The sequence below is a fragment of the Winogradskyella eximia genome (genome assembly GCF_003386165.1).
GTDB lineage: Bacteria > Bacteroidota > Bacteroidia > Flavobacteriales > Flavobacteriaceae > Winogradskyella > Winogradskyella eximia.
Window position 1 is genome coordinate 284,572 of sequence record NZ_QRDV01000003.1, and the last position, 21,517, is coordinate 306,088.

The following is a 21,517-nucleotide window of genomic DNA, read 5'->3' on the forward strand; positions in this document are numbered from 1 at the left end:
TAACTTTAAATACAAATAGTTAACCAACCTCAACTACAACCATATACCTAATTTGCTTTCAACCTAAAGAAAGTAAATGATTAAATTATTTAAACGTGTCCGTCAACGCTTAATCTCCGAAAACAAGTTTTCGAAATACCTTCTCTATGCCATAGGTGAAATTATTCTTGTGGTTATTGGTATTCTTATGGCGCTTCAGATTAACAAATGGAATATTGCCAGAGTTAATAAGAGCTTAGAGTCGCAATACTGTATAAGGCTTTTAGAAGATTTAAAGGAAGATAAAGCAATTATGCAAGCCACACTTAATTATTCTAATGAAGTTAAGAGCCATGCAAAAAAAGCAATGTTAATTTTTGAACATTCTGAAAGTGCGGACAAAAATCCAGTAGAAAACTTAATTCATTTATACCAAGCTAGTCAGATACAAAATCCTATTTCTGCGAAATCTACATACCAAGAACTTTTATCTTCTGGGCAAATTAATCTAATTCAACTTAACGAACTCAAAACATCCATAATACGATATTATGAATACAACTGGGCAGAATCCACCACCTTGACGCTTAAAAATACTTATAGAGATAATCTTAGAAGTAAAATGCCTGATGTTATACAAGATGAAATAAGATCTAAGTGTGGTGATATTTATATTAAAATCAGACAAACCTATGAGGTTGCTTTGCCAAAAGAATGCCAAATTAACATATCAATAGAGCTGGCTAAATCCATAATAAATCCGTTAAAAAATGATGTTGATTTAAAAAAAGACCTCCGATTAACAATAGGTAATATTGAGGCAAAAATCAATTTTATAGAATCAATAAAATTGCAATTAGAAGACCTAATTATTGAAATTGAAAACGCTATATAATTAAATTTCTAATTAATTAAAACAAAAAACCCATGAAAAACAAAAAGCCAAATTGGACCAAAACAGAATTACAGGTTTACATTATGCTACTCTGTGCAAATGCAGATAAAAAGGAAACGGAAGAAGAATTAGAAATGATTCAAAACAAAATACCAAAAAAAACATTTTTAAAAATGCATAAAAAATTCCATAAGCATTCTAAAAAAAAGCGATTAAATAAAATTGAAAGTTCTATTGACAACCATAATTACACTGAAATGGAACTTGCTGCTTTTAGAAGAGAGATGTATAAGATATTCTTTTCGGATTGCAGTTTTAGTATGATGGAAGAACGTTTAGACATGACCTTGGATAATATACTTTACTAATGATTAAATTTTTTAGAAAAATAAGATACAACCTTATGGAAACAGGTAAAACATCCAAATACTTTAAATACGCCATTGGTGAAATTTTTCTTGTAGTTATTGGTATTCTCATTGCGCTTCAGATTAATAATTGGAATGAGAATCGCAAATTACAACAGCGAGAAGTTCAAATATTAAAAGAAATAAAAAGCGATTTATTCCAAACAAAAAATGATGTTATTAGGACTGCAGATAGACATAAAGAGGCGCTAAGTTTATCGCAATATCTTTTAGATGCAATTCGTGCTAAAGTATCTTATTCCGATTCAATTTATCGTGCGTTCTCTAAGATAGGTAGTGATTACGAAATAGTACCCAAAACCAGTGGTTTTGATAATTTGAAAACTATTGGATTAAATACCATTTCTAACGACAGTTTGCGCATTGCCATTACAAACATTTTCCAACTGAGCTTTACGCGTTTACAGAGTGATTTTCAAGGAAAAAATAAGGAATTCGATATTTCAAATATGATGTTCCCTTATCAAAAAAAATACTTCGAAATTGATTTCTCAAAACCGCGAAAAATGCCTCGAAAGTATTCGGACACACTCAATTTGTACAGTCTAAAAATAAAAGATTATCAGAATTTCATACTTGATATGGACCTTTTTAAAACGACGCAACTTGCAATGTTTACTAGAAGTAATTTAGTTGAAAGCCAAATGGAAATTGCTGAAGAAATAGATAAAATTATTGAGCTTATTGAACAAGAACTCAAGAAAAAAGACCAATAATCAATGATAAAGTTCTTCCGCAAAATCCGCCAAAATTTAATTATGGAAAACAAAACTTCTAAATACTTTAAATATGCCGCAGGAGAAATTGTTCTTGTAGTCATTGGGATTCTCATTGCGCTTCAGATTAACAATTGGAATGAAAATAGAAAGATAAATAATCAAGAGACTGTTTATTTACAAGACCTAAAAAATGATATCACTTTTGATATAGAGACGCTCAATGCTAGAGTTGCAAATAATAATCTAATGGTACATAATATTGATACAATCTTAACACTTATTTCCTCAAAAAAAAAATTTACAGAACAAGATGAAACGTTACTTGCAAACATGACATTAACATTATTTGGTGAATCTTATTTTATTCCTGAAAAAGGAACCATCAATCAAATACAATCAAGTAGCTCAGGTAGCTTTATAAAAAATAAAACTTTACGAGATTTAATATTTAGATATTATTCAAACAGTGAAAGGGTTGAAAAAAACATGGAACAAAGTATTCAAATTTACCAACATCAAATTATTACTCCTAAATTAGTGCATCCTGCGATAGCAAAAAGGAGTATGAATATAAATGCAGAAGTGTCTCCATTAAATATGTCTCTGTTAATAAAAGACAATGCTTATTTGAATGCATTAACACTAAAATCTATAGGTACTCAAAACCAAAATATACAGTATTTAAAAATTATAGGAAAAGCAGAGGAAATCTTATCGATTATTAATACCGAACTAAGTAATGATTAAATTCTTTAGAAAAATTCGTCAAAACTTAATAATGGAAAACAAAACATCCAAATACTTCAAATACGCCATTGGAGAAATATTCCTCGTGGTTATTGGTATTCTTATCGCGCTACAGATTAACAATTGGAATCAAGAAAGACAGCTGCAAAATGAAGAAAAAATTATCCTAAAAAATATACACACTGAATTTTTAGAAAATAAAGTTGCTTTAAAATTAGGTGTTGAAGAAAACAATCAAGGTTGCAAAGCTTCCATAGCGTTAATGAATCTTGTTGGACAAAAAAGAGAACATATCCTACAACACAATTTGGATAGTTTGATGTATGTAATGCTAGAAACCGGTTCATTCAGGCCTTCAGAAAATACAATTTCAGACTTATTACAGTCAGGTAAATTACAGTTATTACAAAATGAAGATTTAAAAAATTTACTTTATAAATGGACAAGAACCCTAAAGAAAACTGATGTCAGTTATAGTAGAGTTGAATTAAAAATTGATAATGAATTAATTCCTTATTTATCAAAACATTATTCCATGAAAGATATCGATATGCATGGCGTGTTACAATGGAAAAGCAAAACCTTACTAAACATAGACAAGCTTTATATATTCGAAGACATACAATTTGAAAACATTATTGATGATTATTTATACAGGGTAAAATCGGCTAGCAATAACCTTAAGCAGTTAGAAATAATTATTGATGCCATAATTAAAGAAACAGAATGATTAAATTCTTCAGAAAAATTCGTCAAAACCTTTTAAACGAAGGTAAAGCCAGCAAATACTTTAAATACGCCATCGGTGAAATTGTCCTAGTAGTTATTGGAATTTTAATTGCACTGCAATTTAATGATTGGAATGATGCACGAAAGAATCAAAACTACGAACAAGAAATTTTACTATTAATTAAACAAAATTTAGAAAATGACTCCATTGTTTTAACCGATAGATTAAAAAAATCAAAGCAAGCCAATATATTAACAGATCAACTACTAGAGCAAGTGGCTTTGGGAAATTATGGTGACAGCTTAAATTATTGGATGGGGAAAATCATATGTTTTGAAAGGTTTAAATCTCAATCTAGTGCCTTTGAAGTCTTAAAATCAAAAGGAATAGAAACCATTTCTAACAATGAACTTCAATTAGCATTAATTTCATATTACGACGAAGTATTATACAATGTTTACCAAGCATTTAACGATGTAGAAACCTCATTTAAAACAGATTGGCATCCCGTAATAAAACAAGAATTTTCAGATTTTAAGTGGCGCGAGTATTGTAAACCTACGGATTCAAAAGCCTTCTTTGAGACTCCATCTAACCTTACATTTTTTAAACTTTATAAAGATAATAGACTTGGTAACGTGACTAATATAGAGCTGGCATTAGAAAAAATATCAGAAATAAAAAAGCTTTCTAAAACAACTAAAAATGATTAAGATTTTTAGAAACATCCGCAAAAATCTCATTATGGAAAATAAAACAGGTAAGTATATAAAGTATGCTTTTGGCGAAATTATTCTTGTGGTTATCGGGATTCTTATTGCATTGCAAATTAATAATTGGAATGAAAACAGAAAAGATCGAATAAAGGAACAAGTTGTACTCAAACAATTGCAAGAAGATTATCAAGAAAACCTTATACAATTAGAAGAAAAAATGACGACTAGAGACAAGATAATTTTCTCAGCTATTAAATTATTAAAAGCTTTTGACCAACCTAATGAAGTTGCTCATGACAGTCTTGTTAAAAATCTTGCTAACGCTTTTCATGATCCAACATACGACCCTATACAAAATGACTTAACCAGTTCAAGTAATTTAATTTTAATTCGCAATAAAAGATTGAAACGTTTACTCTCAAATTGGTCGTCAGATGTAGTTGGAGTGATAGAAATTGAAGTGAATTGGTCTAAGACTGTAAATGAAGAATTTGCTTTCATTTTAGCAGAGTTAGGTTTAGGTAGAGATGTCTCAAATAGTTTTATGAACGATTCTAAACATCTTTGGCTGTTAGATAAAAACGAAGATTCTTACAAAATAGAAATTGGGACCTCAAAACTAAGTGCTCCTTTAGATGAAATATTAACCAGCAGAAAGTTGGAAGGTCTTCTTGGAAACGCTATTACTTTAAATAAAGCAGCGAATCTGCAATCAGAGGCTTTGCACAACAGAATACAAGAAATATTAGATTTGATTGACGCCGAAATTAAAGACTAATAAAAATAACCAGTCAATGATTAATTTTTTTAGAAATATAAAAAAACAATAGGTCATTCCGACAGAACAAAGCGACGAGGTATCTCATTATGAGATTTCTCACTATCGGTCAAAATGACAACTAACTAAACACTATGATAAAATTCTTTAGAAAAATTAGAAAAAATTTACTCGCAAAAGATAAAACTAGCAAATACTTTAAATACGCCATTGGAGAAATATTCCTAGTAGTTATTGGGATTCTCATTGCACTTCAAATTAATAATTGGAATCAAAAACGTCTTCAACAGCTTACCTTAACCAACTACTTTCAACGTATGTACGAAGAATTAGAAAGTAGTCGTGATAATCTGGACAATTTAATTTATGACATTGATAGTTTAGTCATTCAAAATAGAAAAACGCTCGAAATATTAAGTTCTAACAATAAAGATTCTATACCAACGCTGCAAAAAACCTTAGGTGCATTAGGTACAGCTTGGATCAATGATTTTAATTATCCAATAATTGAAGAGTTTATGAATGAAGGCTATTTAGCTAAAGTAAATAACACCAAAATTAAAGACGAGTTGCAAGCATTTAGTATTCAACTGAACCATTTTAATACTATTGATAAAGGCATAGGTGATCAATATTCATTAACTATAGAACCTTTTATAAACAAACATCTTAATTACTCACAAATCGCTCTTAACAGGTATAAAAACAGCCTCGTATCTGGAGGACCTGCAACAGATTTTGAAAAGCTATTTAATAATTTGGAAGCATGGAATATTGTAACACTTAAGTTAGAAATGCTTATTTATCAAAAGAATAGTTTAGAAGTCTTTAAAGCCATGACAGAGCGCCTAACCAACTTATTAAATTCAGAGCTAAACTTAAAACCATGATAAAATTCTTTAGACACATCAGACAAAACTTGATCTCAGAAGATAAAACAAGCAAGTACTTTAAATACGCCATTGGCGAAATTGTACTTGTGGTTATTGGGATTCTCATAGCACTTCAAATTAATAATTGGAATGAAAACAGAAAGAATAGTCAATACGAACAAAACTATCTGCAAAGAATTCTAAAGGATTTACACAAAGACCAAACAGAACTTGAGATGCATTTAAATAAAGACACGCTAAAACTAGATGCATTCACTCAGATAATGCGTATGATAAGAACAAATTCAATTACATCAAATCAACAAGCTTTCTTAGGAGCTTTAAACAGCGTTCAGGGGGCCAACTGGTTTGAAGGAAATGACGTAGTATTCAGTGAAATGAAATTTTCTGGTAAGCTAGCGCTAATAGCTTCAGAGGAATTAAGAGAGAGCATACAAAACTACTATAAGCATGTCGAAGAAGTTATAAAACAAGAAAATACCTACATTGCCTTACAAACAAGTGCATATTACAGACTGAATGATTATACGGATAATGCCTTTTTAAGGGAGGCTTCTATGGCACCTAGATGGAATTCAAATACTAACGAGGTAACTTATGAAGATATCATTCACTTTTTTAATAATCTAAATGAAGATCAAAAAAAAGAAGCACTTAAAGATTTTACAATACTAAAAGAGAACATTTTGTTTTCTAACAAGGTTAGAGTTACTCATAACGAAAAAGGTAAAGCGACAATTAAGCTCATAAATGACTATTTAGAAAAGAAGACATAACATCATAAAAATTAAAGTTTAAGCATGATAAAATTCTTTAGAAAAATACGATACGACCTTATGGAAAAAAACAAAATAGGCAAATACCTTAAATATGCAATCGGTGAAATTATACTTGTTGTTCTAGGTATTTTAATTGCCTTACAATTAAACAATCTTAATGATGAAAGAAAAACCGAAAATTTAAGGCAAGTTTATTATAAACAATTATTACAAGATTTTAAGAATGACAAAGCATATATAGAGAAGACATCTTTAGCCATAGATTCAAATATGGTAAAAATTAGAGCCTTTAAAGAAATCTATAATCAACCAAACTTACCAATAATTGAAATAGTTTCTGCAACTGGAAATTTAGATTGGCAACTTTATACTGTTCAATTCAAATCTAATACGGTAAATACGTTACAGAATACTGGTGACATCAAATTAATACCACCAACCATTAGAGAACAATTAATCCGTTTAGATAAATATAAAGAAGAAACAGAAGAGGCTTCTGAATACAATAATGGTGAAGCTGGCAAAGCGGGTTCAATGGCAGCTAATAGATATGGGAGTCCAGAATTTGCCTATAAAAACATACAAAATCAACCCAAACTACGGGAACGGGTATTTGAAGAAAAAAACTTAATTGAGCTTCTTATTACATTAGAAAGGTGCCATTATATGAAGGCTGAATCGGAAAAAGGAAGTCTTAAAAGATTTAAGAAAATTCTATCTGATATGGAAGAAATTGAAATTCTTATTAATAAGGAATTGAAAAAATAACGAAAGCACATCAAAATGCATAATTAATTACTAAAACTCAAAATACTTTATTATTAAAAATCGCTATTAAATGATAAAATTCTTTAGAAAAATTCGCCAAAACTTACTTTCAGAAGGTAAAACTGGAAAGTATTTTAAATATGCAGTCGGAGAAATTGTGTTAGTTGTGCTTGGAATTTTAATTGCCTTACAACTAAATAATCTCAATGATGAACGGAAAACTGAAAATTTAAGACAAGTTTATTATAAACAATTACTAAGGGATTTTGAAAAAGACAAAAAATATATAAAAGAGGCTTCATTATCAATTGATTCTAATATGGTGAAATATAAAGCCTATAAAGAAACTTTTAATCAACCAAACCTTCCTACAATTCAAATAATTAATAATATTAGTAATTTAAATTGGTTCTTTAAAAATGTTCAATTCAAATCTAACACTATTACAACATTAGAAAATACAGGAGATATTAAACTAATACCACATTTTATTAGAGAACAATTAATCAGTTTAAGAAAATACCAAGAAGAAACAGAAAATGTTTCTAAATACAATAATGATAGAGCATCAAATGCAGAATTTAATGCAAGTCAAATATATGGCAGTGTAGATTTTATATTTAAAAATATTAAAAACCAACCTAAACTATTAGAATGGGTATTTGAAAAAAATCGTCAAATAGAGGTTCTTATAGCATTGGAGTCCAGTCAAAATAACAAAGTAGATTCGGAAGAAGGAAGTCTTAAAAGATTTAAGAAAATTCTATCTGATATTGAAGAAATTGAAATTCTTATTAATAAGGAATTGAAAAAATAACGAAAACACAACATACTTTATTATTAAAAATCGCTATTCAATGATAAAATTTTTTAGACGCATACGACAACAATTACTCTCAGAAAATAAGTTTAGTAAATATTTACTTTATGCCATTGGAGAAATTATCCTCGTAGTTATTGGTATTCTTATTGCGCTTCAAATTAATAATTGGAATGCTCAGCAAAAAGAGAAAGAAGCCTTAATGAAAACCCTTTCAATCATAAAAAATAATATTGAAGATGATATTTTAATGCTTGATTCTTTAAAATCAAAACGAGAAAAATTAATACCACTTTATAAAAAGGAACAACTCACTTTTTTCAACAATACCTACGATTTGGAAACTTCTATGAATGCCATATATGTTTTTGATGTATTTAATTTTAAAGCAAACCAAAGTGGTTTCAATACATTAGAGCAATCGCCTTATCTGGCATTAATAAATGGCAGTAACCTGCATAAGTTATTACTAGTGCGCAAATCTGCCATAGAATATCTATATATAACAGAAAATGAAACTAATACAGGAGTAGATAATTTAGAAACGCAGTTAGAACACACGTTTGATATGAAAATGGGATACACCATTTTTATGAGTGCTAAAGAGCAGCAAGACGCTAATATCACTATTACAGATGTTGATGCATTTGTAAAAGAAGTTCATAATTCTGTGCTTTATAGAAATGCTATAACAAAAGCATCTATTAGAGACAAAACTATTATTCCTCAATACGATGCTTTAATTCAGCTTAGCAAAGATGCCATAACTGAGATTAATAAAGTCACCGAGAGTCCATAGTATTTTTAGCATTTATTAAAACCTAAACCTTATTGTCATTCCTGCGAAGGCAGACAAACCTTTAGGTTCAGCGCAGCTAATCCACATGTAATAATCGAATGAAATGCATAAAAATGTTCATCAATACTACTTATACATACTTTCAAATAAGTACAACGGAACATTATATATTGGAATTACAAACGATTTAGAACGGAGAATGTTTGAACACAAAAACAAACTTATTGATGGATTCACCAAAAAATATAGTCTTAATCGATTAATCTACTTTGAAACGTTTCAATACGTCAATGACGCCATAAAAAGAGAGAAAAATATGAAAAAATGGAAACGTCAATGGAAAATAGATCTTATAGAAAAAGAAAATCCTAATTGGAGAGACTTATCTAAAGACTGGCCAAGTCTCTAGATAGTAAAAAATGACCAATACAGTGGATTCCTGCTTTCGCAGGAATGACAAAATTCGTCAAAAAATTATACAAAAACAATCCCAATTTCATTAACTCATCTGATAACAATTCTTAACTTTAAGAACAATTTAACAATAGACAAAAGTCTAAACCCTTAAAAATTGGCGTAACTATTTAACAAGAATGTACCTACCCTTCTTTTTAATCAAAGTTTTACTCTTAATACCATCAACACCATGAACATCAAAAAACACCTCCTCCTACTTCTTATTCTTAATTTGGTATTTTCTTGTAAAAAAAAGCCAGTAGAAACCGATAATATTTTCAAGTATAGAGATTACATCAGTTATACAACCTCTGGATTAGTATCTGTATCAGATCCGATTAAAATTAATTTAGCTGAAGCTGTAGAAGGTTGGGAAATAGAACAAGAATTAGATGCAGATTTAATTAAAACACAACCATATATTCAAGGTAAACTCATAGCTGTTAACAAACACACTTTACTTTTTACGCCAGACGAAGCTTTAGAACCAGCTACAGAATATGGTGTTACCGTAAAATTGGGTAACATTTATAAAACAATTCCTGCAGAATTTAAAAACTACACCTTTCAGTTTAAAACCATCACACCAAGTTTTAGTATCAACACCAACAACCTACAGTCTTATAGTAAAGAATGGCAATATGTATTAGGCCAATTACGATCTTCTGATGTTATTTCTTTAGAGGATGCAAAACAATTAGTAACAGCAAAGCAGAATAAAAAAGACTTAAATTTAGTTTGGCTAGAAGTCTCTGAACCGTCAAAATATTTCGAATTTAAAATCGATAGTATTAAACGCGAAATTGAAGATAGTAAAATTGATATTGCTTGGGATGGCAAAGCTATTAAAGCCGAAAATAAAGGTGATAATTTCATTAATATTCCTGGTAAGAATAACTTTAGTATTATAGAAACACAAGTCATTCAAAATCCAGAGCAGTACTTATCCATTAACTTCTCTGATCCTATAAAAAAGCAGCAAAACTTTGCAGGCTTAGTGACTATTCAGAATGTAAAAAATCCAAAATACATCGTAGATGGCAACGTACTAAAAGTGTATCCAGATACTAAATTAGTTGGTGACATTAAAGTAGATGTATTTACAGGCATTAAAAATACAGATGGTTTTAAACTTAAAAATGCCTACTCACAAACCTTAACTTTTGAAGAATTAAAACCACAAGTAAGACTAATTAGCAATGGCTCTATATTACCAAATTCTAAAGACTTAAAATTCAATTTCGAAGCTGTAAACCTTAGTAAAGTAGATGTAAGAATTATCAAGATATTTGAAGATAATGTTCTTCAATTTCTTCAAGAAAACAATATGGATAGTAATTACGAACACTCTATAAAACAAGTAGGTCGTCGTATTGCAAAAGAAACCATCACACTTCTTCAAGATAAAGCTCAGAACACAGGCAAGTGGAAAGCTTACAGCATCGATTTATCAAAATATTTACAAGCAGATCCTGGAGCCATCTATCGTGTAGAAGTAGGGTTTAAAAAAGACTACTCACTCTACGATTGTACATCCAATTCCGAAACAACAAATGTTGAAGAAGACGATTATTATGATGAGTATTACGAAGAAGATTTTTACCAAACTGAAGAGCTTACAGAAGAGGAAGAAAATCTTCGTGAAGAACGTTATTGGGATAATTTAAGCTACAATTACAGAAACACCAATTATAGATACAGAGATAGAAATAACCCTTGTACAGATTCATATTTCAACTACGGAAATAGAACAGTATCACTTAATCTTATAAGTTCAGATCTTGGTGTAATTGCAAAGCAAGGCAACGACAATAATTACTTCTTTGCGGTCACTAATATATTAACAACAAATCCGGAAAGTGGTACCAAAGTGACACTATATAATCATCAACAGCAAGAATTGGCAACTGGCTCAACTAATACAGATGGTATCATAGAAATTGATGCTAAAAAACGAGCAGCATTTGCCATTGTTACAAAAGGCAAGAGTGTGAGCTATGTAAAGCTTTATGATGGTAATTCTTTATCGCTAAGTAAATTTGATGTGTCTGGTAATAGATTGCAACGAGGACTAAAAGGCTACATATACGGAGAACGTGGCGTTTGGAGACCAGGAGACAGTTTATTCTTAACTTTTGTTTTAAATGACAAGGCTAATGAGTTACCGAAAAGACATCCTGTAAAATTAGAAATCACAGATCCTGTTGGTAAGTTAGTGTATAGAAAAGTGTCCATAGATAACATTAATAATTTCTTTGATTTTACTGTACCAACCTCATCAGATTACAAAACAGGAAATTACAATGCTAAAGTTTCTGTTGGTGGAGCAAATTTCACTAAAAGCTTAAAAATTGAAACGGTTAAACCTAACCGATTAAAAATAAAAATTGATTTTGAGGATGATGTTTTAACGAATAACAAACCGCTTCAAGGAGACTTAAATGTAGCTTGGCTACATGGTGCACCTGCAAAAAATTTAAAAGCAGAAATTAAAGTAAAATTCACAACATCTTATACCGGATTTAAAGGTTACAAAAACTATACGTTCAGTGACCCAACAAAAACCTTTAACTCAGAAGAAACTAATGTTTTTGAAGGCTATTTGGATGCAGACGGAAAAGCAACAGTAGATTCTAAACTCAATATTGGTAAGAATGCTCCTGGTATGTTAACGGCTCAGTTCTTAGTAAGAGCTTTTGAAAATGGTGGTGATTTTTCACTAGATGCCTTTACAATGCCTTACGCACCTTATGAAAGTTTTGTGGGTTTACAATCGCCTAAAGGGAACAATTATGGCTCATTTTTTACAGACGAAAATCAAACCTTTGATATTGCTACAGTAACGGCTGACGGCAAACCCATTCAACGTAACAAATTAGAAGTCAAAGTTTATAAAATTGAATGGCGCTGGTGGTGGAATTCCTCTTACGACAACCTATCAAACTACGTATCGAGCAATTACCACAGACCTGTGCAACAATATGAAATAGATACAGATGCTAATGGAAAAGCAAGTTTTAAACTCAATATTCCAGAAAGTGATCGTGGTCGCTATTTAATTAGAGTTGTAGATCCTATAAGTGGTCATGCCACAGGTCGCACAGCGTACTTCTATAAAAATTGGTGGTCTAATTCAGCTTCAGGTGATAAAGAAGCGGCAAAAATGTTAGTCTTCTCAACAGATAAAGACAACTATAATGTTGGTGATACAGCAAAACTCACCTTTCCATCAGGTAGCGAAGGCAGAGCTTTAGTAAGTATTGAAAATGGAACGGAAGTATTACAACATCAGTGGGTAAAAACTAAGCCAGGTGAAACAACTATTGATATTCCTGTGACTGCAGAAATGGCACCGAATGTATTTATTAATATTTCGTTATTACAGCCACATGCCATCACATCTAATGATTTACCAATACGTTTGTATGGAGTGATTCCGATGATGGTAGAAAATCCTGCAACAAAATTAGAGCCTGTTTTAAACATGCCAGATGCAATTCAACCAGAGCAATCTTACGAGATAAAAGTGTCTGAAAAGAACAACAAAGCCATGACGTATACCATTGCTGTTGTAGAAGAAGGGCTATTAGATTTAACACGTTTTAAAACGCCAAACGCTTGGGATAGTTTCTATGCTCGTGAAGCTTTAGGAGTAAAAACTTGGGATATTTTCGATGATGTTATCGGAGCGTATTCTGGAAGCATAGATCAAGTCTTCGCTATTGGTGGAGATGGCAGCGCAGCTGGTGGAAAAAACAAAAAAGCAAATCGCTTTAAACCTGTGGTAACTTATCTAGGACCTTTCTTATTAGATGCAGGAAAAACAAAAACGCACCAATTAAAAATGCCAAATTATGTTGGCGCAGTGCGTGCAATGGTTGTTGCTGGTAATAATAACACCGAAGCTTATGGTAGTGTTGAGAAATCAGTACAAGTGAAGAAGCCGTTAATGGTTTTAGCAACCTTACCAAGAAAATTAAGTCCAGGTGAAAAAGTAACGTTACCAGTTACTGTGTTTGCTATGGAAAACAAAGTGAAAAACGTAACCCTTTCAGTAAATGTAAGTGATGGTATTACTGTAAAAGGTAACAAATCGCAATCACTTCAATTTAGCAAACCAGACGAAAAAATGGTATATTTTGAATTGGATGTTACCAAAGCAAAAGGCATTAACACTGTTGAAGTTGTAGCCACAGGAAATGGAGAAAAATCAACTTACAAAGTTGAGATTGATGTGGAAAATCCAAATCCGTTCACGTCTCGTGTTATTGATAGTGAAATACAAGCTAGCGCAAAACAAACAGTTGAGATTACAACTTTTGGAGTCCCAGGAACTAATTCTGCAACTGTAGAATTCTCAACCTTACCTCCAATGGATTTCACTAAACGCATGGAATACTTAATTCGTTATCCTCATGGCTGTGTTGAGCAAACCACTTCTGGCGTATTTCCACAATTATTCTTAGCAGATATATTTGATTTAACACCTCAAAAGAAAAAGCAAGTACAACGTAATATCGAAAATGGAATTCAACGTTTAGGACGTTTTCAAAATGCTAGTGGTGGATTAGGTTATTGGATGGGAGAAAACACAGCCAATGATTGGGGAACAAGTTATGCTGGTCATTTTATGATAGAAGCAGAAAAGAAAGGATTCATTTTACCGCTAACTTTTAAAAGCAATTGGATTGCTTACCAAAGACAAGCCGCTCGTAATTGGAGACCAAGTTATAAGCATTATCATAGTGATTTTGCACAAGCGTATCGTTTATACACCTTAGCATTAGCTGGAGCTCCTGACTTAGCAAGCATGAACCGATTAAGAGAGTTTGAAGAAATTTCTAACGATGCTAAATGGAGATTAGCTGCAGCTTATGCCTTAGCCGGACAAAAAGAAGCTAGTGAAGCGATTTCTAAAATGGCAAATATTGAATTTGAATCACCAGAAAACGATTCATACACCTATGGTTCATTATACAGAAACAGAGCCATGGCATTAGAGACAATGCTTATTACCAATCATCCTAAAAAACATGATTTAGCTAAATCTATTGCAAAATCTCTATCAAGCGATCAATGGATGAGTACACAAACCACAGCATATAACTTATTAGCTATAGGCAAAATGATTACTCAGAATGGTGGTAAAGAATTAAAACTAACCTATACTATCAACGGAAAAACGGAAACTATTGATACACAAAACGGTATTTCGCAACGTAGCATTCCTATTAACGAAGGCTCAAACCAAATGACCATCACCAACGGAAAAGACAACTTAGTTTATGTACGAGTCTTAAATTCTGGTAAATTAAAATTAGGTGAAGAAATAGCAGAACAACGTGGCTTCTCAATTTCAACCGTTTATAAAGATTTACAAGGCAACAAAATTAATGTTACCAATTTGCAACAAGGTCAAGATTTTGTAGCAACAGTTAGCATATCCAACTTAACTAGAGATTATGTGAATGATGTGGCCTTAACTCAAATTTTTCCATCGGGTTGGGATATTGTAAATACACGTTTTACAGATTTTGGAGATACCACAGTGAGCAATGCAAGGTATACTGACATTAGAGATGACAGAGTTAATTTCTATTTCGATATGAACGGCAGTGGCAAGTATGGTACAAAAACATTCTCTGTAATGTTAAACGCATCGTATTTAGGAACATACTATTTACCAGGAACGCAAGCTGAAGCTATGTACGATAATGATGATTACTTGGTAAGAAACAAAGGCCAATGGGTCACTGTTGAAAAATAATAAATAAACACGAACGTCATTGCAAGGAATATGGAACGAATAACAAACAGATTGCCACAACTAACAAAAAAGTCAGCTTCGCAATGACGATATAAAAACACTAAACAAACTAAAACTTGTCGGTCGACAGACAAGCATCCTAAACATAAACCGCTAAAAATGTTTAACCCAAAAATTTAAAGATTATGAACTTTTTAAAACAAATTTTAGCAGTAGGATTATTATTAGGTGTAACTACAATTAGCGCACAAGAACAAGCTTATGTAGCTGCAGAAAGTGGATTATCACTTAGAGATCAACCAGATGTCAGTGGTAAAATGCTGAGTAAATTAGCTTATGGCGAAGCCATTGGAGTATTAGAAAAAACGGATAAAAAACTAGTAATTCTTGACGCTGGAGAAAAAGTAAGTGGAGAATGGGTAAAAGTTGAAACCAGAAACCATATTGGTTATGTTTTTAATGGCTACTTGTCATCAACAAAAATTTCTAAAACCATCCGATTAGATTTAGATAAATTGAATGTTGAAATAAAGAATTTAGCCACTAGTGATTACAAAAGGCTTCATAACTTAAAACAACAAGATTCAGCAAAAATCAATGTAGATTTAGGTGCATCACCTGAAAGAAAACAAATTGTACTGGTTGATAATGATTATAAGCATGTCAGTATTTTTCAACGTTACGAAAACAGCATATCTTTTATGTCGGAAAATGCACAATGTGATTCAAAAAATTGGAAACATTTTGATTCTGAATGGAAACCATTAAAAAAAGTAAGATCTAATGCATTTGAAACTTTAGCTTACACAGAAAATGATTGGAAAAAATTCATCAAAACAGCTACAGAAGATTTAAAAACAGAAGTCATTGATCAATGTGGTGAAGACTGGTTAGATTACTTTAAGAAAATTGAAAACCTAAAAGACCATCCTGTTGGAGTTTCAACAAAACGTGTATTTTTAAAAATAATACTCACGGATTTTGAAAACAACATTACTGAAAAGATAATAGAATTTGATATACCGAATGGTTGTTAAAAAATAGATTAAAATTGAAACTTAATGTCTCCTTGAGCGCAGTTGAAAGATCTTAACCAAAAAGGTTTCGACTGCGCTCAACAAGACATATTTATTAAATTAACATGAAAAACTTCAAACCATACTACGCTGTAATTTTTACCTCAACACAAAGTCAAGATATAGATGGCTACTCAGAAATGGCTGAAAAAATGGAAAATCTAGCCAAACAACAAACGGGTTTTATTGGAATAGATTCTGCTAGAGATGATGTTGGTATTACCGTAAGTTATTGGGAAAGTTTAGAAGCTATAAAAAACTGGAAAGCCAATACAGAACATTTATTAGCCCAACAAAAAGGACGTGAACAATGGTACAATTGGTATAACGTAAAGATTTGTAAGGTAGAACGCGAGTATGAATTTAAACTTGATTAAATACGGCTAGTATTTCACCGTAAAATGACCTCTATACTCCATTCCATCTAAAATAATATGATACCAATAGTCTGAAGTTGGTAGCTTTTCCCCATTAAAAGTCGCATCCCAAGAGGCATCACGATTAATCGCTGAGAATAGTATTTTCCCATAACGATCATAAATATATAATTCGGAATTTGTAAAATATTGAGTGACATTCAATAAAAAGAAATCATTCTTCCCATCTCCATTCGGTGTTATAAATTTCTGAATGTAAAAATGAAAATAGTCTTGCTCTATAACAGTTCCACAACTAATAGATTTAATATAAATGGTATACAAACCACTCTGTTTATTCACAAATAAATTACTGTACTGATAATTTAAGCCGTCTAATGAATATTGATGATCATCTTCATTAAAAACATTAATAACAATTGAACTTCCATTAGTTTCTATGCTTTCTATTTCAGGTGACTCTATTAACTCCACATTAAAAGTTATAATTTCTGTTAAACAATCACCTGTAATTTCAACCTCATAGTCTCCAGCTGTATCGATAGTTAAAGATGCGGTCATTTCGCCTGAAACCCAATTGTAGTTTGGATTATTTATAGTTGTTGTCGCTTCTAAATCTAAAAATTGATCTTCGCACAAAAACAGAAATTCTTCTCTATATTCTATTGGTTGAGTTCCTAATACTTCCCACTGACAGAGATCTTCATTAAAAAATGTGGTTTGCCAACATTCTAGGTTTATTGGCTCTATTGGTTGAGAACCTGTAACCTCCCAATCACAATCCGTATCATTAAAAGATGCTATTTGCCAACATTCTAAATTTGAAGGTACTGTTGGTTGCGTTCCATTTATATCCCAAGAGCAAGTTGCAGTATTAAATAACGCTGTTTGCCAACATTCTAAGTCTGTTGGCTCTACTGGTTGTGTACCAGTAACTGACCAACTGCAAGAACTATCATCAAAAGTTGCGGTTTCCCAACACGCTAATCCAGTTGGCATTAGAGGCTGTGTACCACTAACCTCCCAAGTACAGGTTAGATTGTTAAATATGGCTATTTCCCAACATTCAACTGTTGGTTGCGTTGGTTGATTTCCTGAGATTACCCAAGCACATGTTGCACTATCGAAAGTTACCGTTTCCCAACATTCTAAATTTGAAGGAGCCGTTGGTTGAGTTCCGCTAATGTCCCAAGAACAAGTTGCGTTATTAAATACCGTTACTTCCCAGCATTCTAAACCTGTAGGCTCTTCTGGTTGTGTGCCAGTAACAGACCAACTACAAGAACTATCATTAAAGGTTGCAGTTTCCCAACATGCAGTTGTTGGAGCTGGTGGAGCTTGATTTACAATAATTTCGTAAACATCTGAAAATGTGATGCAATCTGCATTATTCAAATTTGCTGCATATTCAGCAACCTTAGCTCTAAAATATGTGGTTGATATAATCCCAGAAATTCCGATAGACGCATTTGTTTCTCCAGATAAATCTGTCCAAGTCACATTATCTGTACTTGTTTGCCATTGGTAAAAATGATTGTTAAATACTGTATTATCTGGCATTGCAGTAATAGTTTCAGAATATGGTGTTTGTGTGCTACATAAAGTTATAGAACTATTACTAGTACCATCATTGATATCAATAGAATCACCACAACTTTTAAATACAATATCGTCTATGGCTAAATCATTTCCACAACCACCAGATGCATTGTTTATCATTTTCAGAATAATGGATGTTTGGCCAACCGTAGATTGAAACACTAGCGCATACTGATTCCAGTCTGATGCTGTTGTTCCAAAAATATTTCCCGTTGTACCGGACGCTAAAAGCGTTGTGTCTGTATTATCCCATATTTCGAAACTTACATTTACCGGAATGGCTCCTGCGCCACAAAATCCATTTGGAGGAGTTAAATTGATGAGCCATGAAGAAAACTCATAAGTGGTGTTTTCACAAAGTCCATTAATAGTCGTTTTATAAAACTCACCAGCAGCAAAATTAGAATTTACAATAAGCATTCTACCATTTGTATCACTCGGTGTATGATCGTTTATACTAAACCAATCAAAATAATTAGAAGTACTAGAAACCGTATAAAATCCGTCGTTAGGATCTTGATTATTTGCGTAAGTATAAGTTGTTGTACCAGCAGGTAATGAGGTGTTTTGTGTACCAACACCAAAAGTTTCTGTAAAAATGGGATCTCCTGAATTTCCTTGACAAAAACCTAATTGCGCATGCATCTCTTTCGAAAGAAAAGAAATACAGAAAATTATGAGTACTTTAAGATCTAAGATAGAGTTTCGCACGTTTAAATATATAGATAACTTTGTGTAATAAAACTTACTTTTCCATAAAAAGAACAAATAACATCCTTTGTATAGTCTATGTATAGGTTAATTAAATATTTAAAACGACATAAGATAAAATCTTTAGTGATTTTTATCTTAGTTATCGCTTATTATTTCTGTTTGCCTAAGCAATTATTTAAGGATCCAACCGCTACAGTCATCACTAGTAATTCTAATGAACTACTAGGAGCTCTTATTGCAGATGATGGCCAATGGAGGTTTCCTGTAAGCGATAGTGTGCCAGATAAATTTAAAACTTGTATTCTTCAATTTGAAGATGAATATTACTACAAGCATCCTGGATTTAATCCGGTTTCCATCTTTAAAGCCTTAAAAGGCAATATAAGTTCTGGTTCTGTAAAACGAGGAGGTAGTACCATTACACAACAAGTGATTCGTTTATCTCGAAAAGGACAATCCCGTAGTTATTTAGAAAAAATAAAAGAACTGGTTTTAGCAACACGCTTAGAGTTTAGACTATCCAAAGATGAGATCCTTAATTTGTATACTAGTTATGCTCCTTTCGGAGGAAATGTTGTCGGGATTGATGCTGCGTCATGGAGGTATTACAATAGAAATGCTTTTGATCTATCTTGGGCAGAAAGTGCCACTTTAGCCGTTTTACCAAATGCTCCTAGTTTAATTTATCCTGGAAAAAATCAAAAAAGATTGTTAGATAAGCGGAATCGTTTATTAAAAAAATTATATAATAATGGTACTATTGACCAACTGACTTATGAGCTTTCAATTACCGAAGGCTTACCACAAAAACCCTATCCATTACCACAAATCGCTCCGCATTTACTCCAAAAAGTTGCGCTAAAACATAAAGGGCAGCGCATAAAAACAACAGTTAAATCTTCGCTACAACAACAGACTAATAGTATTGTAAAACAACATTACAATAGATTGAAACAAAATGAAATTTACAATATTTCTGTTTTAGTTTTAGATGTTAATACTAGAGAAGTTTTAACGTATGTAGGCAATTCACCAACAGATAATGCGCATCAAAAAAGCGTAGATATTATTGATAAACCCAGAAGTACAGGTAGTATTTTAAAACCATTTTTATATGCCGCCATGTTAGATGCTGGCGATTTATTACCCAATACATTAGTAGCAGATGTACCAACACAATTTGGAAGTTATCAACCTGAAAATTATAACCAAACATACGATGGAGCAGTATTTGCAAATGAAGCTTTATCGCGTTCTTTAAATGTACCAACTGTTAGGATGCTTCAAGAATTTGGGCTAGATCGTTTTTACCATTATTTGAAACAATTACAGCTTAAAGATTTAAAATATAATGCGAATCATTACGGTTTATCATTAGTGCTTGGAGGTGCAGAAAGTAATCTTTGGGACTTATGTAAAAGTTATGCAGCTATGTCTTCAACTTTAAATCATTTTAATGCCAATTCTAGTCAGTATTTCTCGAATGAATTTTGTCAACCTATTTACAATTCGCAACAAACCATTGACTTCGGAACTTTATCTAATGAAAAAGAAGTTTTTGATGCGGCTTCAATCTTTCTCACTTTTGAAAGCATGAAGCAAGTCAACCGACCAGAAAGTGATGAAAGCTGGGAATATTACGATTCTTCGCAAGAAATAGCTTGGAAAACAGGAACTAGTTTTGGCTTTAGAGATGCTTGGGCAATCGGCACAACCAAAGATTATGTTGTTGGCGTTTGGGTTGGTAATGCAGATGGAGAAGGACGACCAGGTTTAGTTGGTGTGCAAACGGCTGCACCTATTTTATTTGATGTTTTTGATGTATTACCAAAAAATGATTGGTTCGCTCAACCTTATGATGAAATGTTAGAGGTGACTATTTGCAAAAAAAGTGGCTACAGAGCTTCTTCAATTTGTGATGATACAGAAATGCGATACATACAAACCAGTGGCCAAAAAACTGAGCCTTGTCCGTTTCATAAATTGGTTCATTTGGATGTTTCAGAAATGTATCAAGTAAACTCATCTTGCGAAGCCGTTTCAAACATTAAAAACAAATCATGGTTTATACTGCCGCCCTTACAAGCCTATTACTTTAAAACGAAAAATCCGTTTTACAAACCATTACCTCCATATAGAAATGATTGCCTGGAATCTACTGGCATCTCAATGGAATTTATCTACCCTAATCAACAAACCACTATTTTCTTACCCAAAGATTTTGATGGTAATACCAACGATTTAATACTTAAAGTAGCACACTCTAAACCCGAATTAGAGATTCATTGGTATATTGATAGTGAATATATTGGTAGCACAAAAGACATACATGATATGGCTGTTTTGCCAACATCTGGAGACCATATTATTACGGTTATGGATGAACTTGGAAACGAACTGAAACATAAAATTACGATTTCAGATTAATACCATTCAAGTGCAAATCGCTATGTTTGCAGAAATAAATCAACTTATTA

At 32.0% G+C, this 21,517-nt stretch carries 18 protein-coding genes; 17 read left to right on the plus strand and 1 reads right to left on the minus strand.

Translation table 11 applies throughout. The features are described from left to right. The first annotated feature begins 76 nt into the window (after positions 1-76). The 16 genes from DFQ10_RS09405 (at position 77) to DFQ10_RS09480 (ending at position 16,727) form a co-directional block, all read left to right on the plus strand. Positions 77-874: a DUF6090 family protein gene (locus DFQ10_RS09405; protein WP_115817158.1), complete on the plus strand. Its 798-nt coding sequence runs from the start codon at positions 77-79 to the stop codon at positions 872-874. A 32-nt stretch (positions 875-906) separates the two neighbouring features. Then, positions 907-1,242 carry a hypothetical protein gene (locus DFQ10_RS09410; protein ID WP_115817159.1) on the plus strand — a complete coding sequence of 112 codons (336 nt, stop codon included), beginning with the start codon at positions 907-909 and terminating at the stop codon, positions 1,240-1,242. Between the two features lie 35 nt (positions 1,243-1,277). Then, the gene (locus tag DFQ10_RS09415) at positions 1,278-2,018 is read left to right on the plus strand and encodes a DUF6090 family protein (RefSeq protein ID WP_147299200.1); all 741 of its coding nucleotides are present in this window, start codon (positions 1,278-1,280) and stop codon (positions 2,016-2,018) included. 42 nt (positions 2,019-2,060) lie between these two features. Next, positions 2,061-2,768: a DUF6090 family protein gene (locus tag DFQ10_RS09420; protein ID WP_115817161.1), complete on the plus strand. Its 708-nt coding sequence runs from the start codon at positions 2,061-2,063 to the stop codon at positions 2,766-2,768. 31 nt (positions 2,769-2,799) lie between these two features. Continuing rightward, a complete protein-coding gene (locus tag DFQ10_RS09425) occupies positions 2,800-3,498 on the plus strand; it encodes a DUF6090 family protein (RefSeq protein WP_147299201.1) in 699 nt (232 codons plus the stop codon). Then, positions 3,495-4,211 (plus strand): DUF6090 family protein, encoded by a 717-nt coding sequence (locus tag DFQ10_RS09430; protein ID WP_115817163.1) that lies wholly within the window; start codon positions 3,495-3,497, stop codon positions 4,209-4,211. The genes DFQ10_RS09425 and DFQ10_RS09430 overlap by 4 nt, the downstream gene beginning before the upstream one ends. Then, positions 4,204-4,992, plus strand: a complete 789-nt coding sequence (locus DFQ10_RS09435) for a DUF6090 family protein (RefSeq protein WP_220352450.1) — start codon at positions 4,204-4,206, stop codon at positions 4,990-4,992. The genes DFQ10_RS09430 and DFQ10_RS09435 overlap by 8 nt, the downstream gene beginning before the upstream one ends. Positions 4,993-5,126: 134 nt before the next feature. After that, complete coding sequence (locus DFQ10_RS09440) at positions 5,127-5,882, plus strand: hypothetical protein (protein WP_115817165.1); 756 nt, start codon at positions 5,127-5,129, stop codon at positions 5,880-5,882. Then, on the plus strand, positions 5,879-6,661 hold the full coding sequence (locus DFQ10_RS09445) for a DUF6090 family protein (protein ID WP_115817166.1): 783 nt from the start codon (positions 5,879-5,881) through the stop codon (positions 6,659-6,661). The genes DFQ10_RS09440 and DFQ10_RS09445 overlap by 4 nt, the downstream gene beginning before the upstream one ends. Before the next feature lie 60 nt (positions 6,662-6,721). Beyond that, on the plus strand, positions 6,722-7,432 hold the full coding sequence (locus tag DFQ10_RS09450; protein ID WP_115817167.1) for a DUF6090 family protein: 711 nt from the start codon (positions 6,722-6,724) through the stop codon (positions 7,430-7,432). Between the two features lie 70 nt (positions 7,433-7,502). Continuing rightward, positions 7,503-8,249 carry a hypothetical protein gene (locus DFQ10_RS09455; protein ID WP_115817168.1) on the plus strand — a complete coding sequence of 249 codons (747 nt, stop codon included), beginning with the start codon at positions 7,503-7,505 and terminating at the stop codon, positions 8,247-8,249. A gap of 40 nt (positions 8,250-8,289) precedes the next feature. Further along, a complete protein-coding gene (locus DFQ10_RS09460) occupies positions 8,290-9,051 on the plus strand; it encodes a DUF6090 family protein (RefSeq protein WP_115817169.1) in 762 nt (253 codons plus the stop codon). Between the two features lie 103 nt (positions 9,052-9,154). Continuing rightward, positions 9,155-9,460, plus strand: a complete 306-nt coding sequence (locus DFQ10_RS09465; RefSeq protein WP_115817170.1) for a GIY-YIG nuclease family protein — start codon at positions 9,155-9,157, stop codon at positions 9,458-9,460. Between the two features lie 237 nt (positions 9,461-9,697). Further along, complete coding sequence (locus DFQ10_RS09470) at positions 9,698-15,274, plus strand: alpha-2-macroglobulin family protein (RefSeq protein ID WP_115817171.1); 5,577 nt, start codon at positions 9,698-9,700, stop codon at positions 15,272-15,274. 185 nt (positions 15,275-15,459) lie between these two features. Beyond that, the gene (locus DFQ10_RS09475; protein WP_115817172.1) at positions 15,460-16,311 is read left to right on the plus strand and encodes an SH3 domain-containing protein; all 852 of its coding nucleotides are present in this window, start codon (positions 15,460-15,462) and stop codon (positions 16,309-16,311) included. A gap of 104 nt (positions 16,312-16,415) precedes the next feature. Next, positions 16,416-16,727: an antibiotic biosynthesis monooxygenase family protein gene (locus DFQ10_RS09480; RefSeq protein WP_115817173.1), complete on the plus strand. Its 312-nt coding sequence runs from the start codon at positions 16,416-16,418 to the stop codon at positions 16,725-16,727. 6 nt (positions 16,728-16,733) lie between these two features. Here DFQ10_RS09480 and DFQ10_RS09485 read toward each other — a convergent pair whose 3' ends face one another. Next, positions 16,734-19,037, minus strand: a complete 2,304-nt coding sequence (locus tag DFQ10_RS09485; protein ID WP_147299202.1) for a T9SS type B sorting domain-containing protein — start codon at positions 19,035-19,037, stop codon at positions 16,734-16,736. A gap of 78 nt (positions 19,038-19,115) precedes the next feature. On the opposite strand from DFQ10_RS09485, the gene pbpC reads away from it, so the two are divergent. After that, on the plus strand, positions 19,116-21,467 hold the full coding sequence (gene pbpC / locus DFQ10_RS09490) for a penicillin-binding protein 1C (protein ID WP_115817175.1): 2,352 nt from the start codon (positions 19,116-19,118) through the stop codon (positions 21,465-21,467). The last annotated feature ends 50 nt before the right edge of the window (positions 21,468-21,517 follow it).

Coding starts and splice junctions, on each gene's coding strand:
- DFQ10_RS09465 (WP_115817170.1), top strand. CDS start 9,155: ATGCATAAAAATGTTCATCAATACTACTTATACATACTTTCAAATAAG.
- DFQ10_RS09480 (WP_115817173.1), top strand. CDS start 16,416: ATGAAAAACTTCAAACCATACTACGCTGTAATTTTTACCTCAACACAA.
- DFQ10_RS09430 (WP_115817163.1), top strand. CDS start 3,495: ATGATTAAATTCTTCAGAAAAATTCGTCAAAACCTTTTAAACGAAGGT.
- DFQ10_RS09450 (WP_115817167.1), top strand. CDS start 6,722: ATGGAAAAAAACAAAATAGGCAAATACCTTAAATATGCAATCGGTGAA.
- DFQ10_RS09425 (WP_147299201.1), top strand. CDS start 2,800: ATGGAAAACAAAACATCCAAATACTTCAAATACGCCATTGGAGAAATA.
- pbpC (WP_115817175.1), top strand. CDS start 19,116: ATGTATAGGTTAATTAAATATTTAAAACGACATAAGATAAAATCTTTA.
- DFQ10_RS09420 (WP_115817161.1), top strand. CDS start 2,061: ATGGAAAACAAAACTTCTAAATACTTTAAATATGCCGCAGGAGAAATT.
- DFQ10_RS09435 (WP_220352450.1), top strand. CDS start 4,204: ATGATTAAGATTTTTAGAAACATCCGCAAAAATCTCATTATGGAAAAT.
- DFQ10_RS09410 (WP_115817159.1), top strand. CDS start 907: ATGAAAAACAAAAAGCCAAATTGGACCAAAACAGAATTACAGGTTTAC.
- DFQ10_RS09415 (WP_147299200.1), top strand. CDS start 1,278: ATGGAAACAGGTAAAACATCCAAATACTTTAAATACGCCATTGGTGAA.
- DFQ10_RS09405 (WP_115817158.1), top strand. CDS start 77: ATGATTAAATTATTTAAACGTGTCCGTCAACGCTTAATCTCCGAAAAC.
- DFQ10_RS09455 (WP_115817168.1), top strand. CDS start 7,503: ATGATAAAATTCTTTAGAAAAATTCGCCAAAACTTACTTTCAGAAGGT.
- DFQ10_RS09440 (WP_115817165.1), top strand. CDS start 5,127: ATGATAAAATTCTTTAGAAAAATTAGAAAAAATTTACTCGCAAAAGAT.
- DFQ10_RS09445 (WP_115817166.1), top strand. CDS start 5,879: ATGATAAAATTCTTTAGACACATCAGACAAAACTTGATCTCAGAAGAT.
- DFQ10_RS09460 (WP_115817169.1), top strand. CDS start 8,290: ATGATAAAATTTTTTAGACGCATACGACAACAATTACTCTCAGAAAAT.
- DFQ10_RS09475 (WP_115817172.1), top strand. CDS start 15,460: ATGAACTTTTTAAAACAAATTTTAGCAGTAGGATTATTATTAGGTGTA.
- DFQ10_RS09470 (WP_115817171.1), top strand. CDS start 9,698: ATGAACATCAAAAAACACCTCCTCCTACTTCTTATTCTTAATTTGGTA.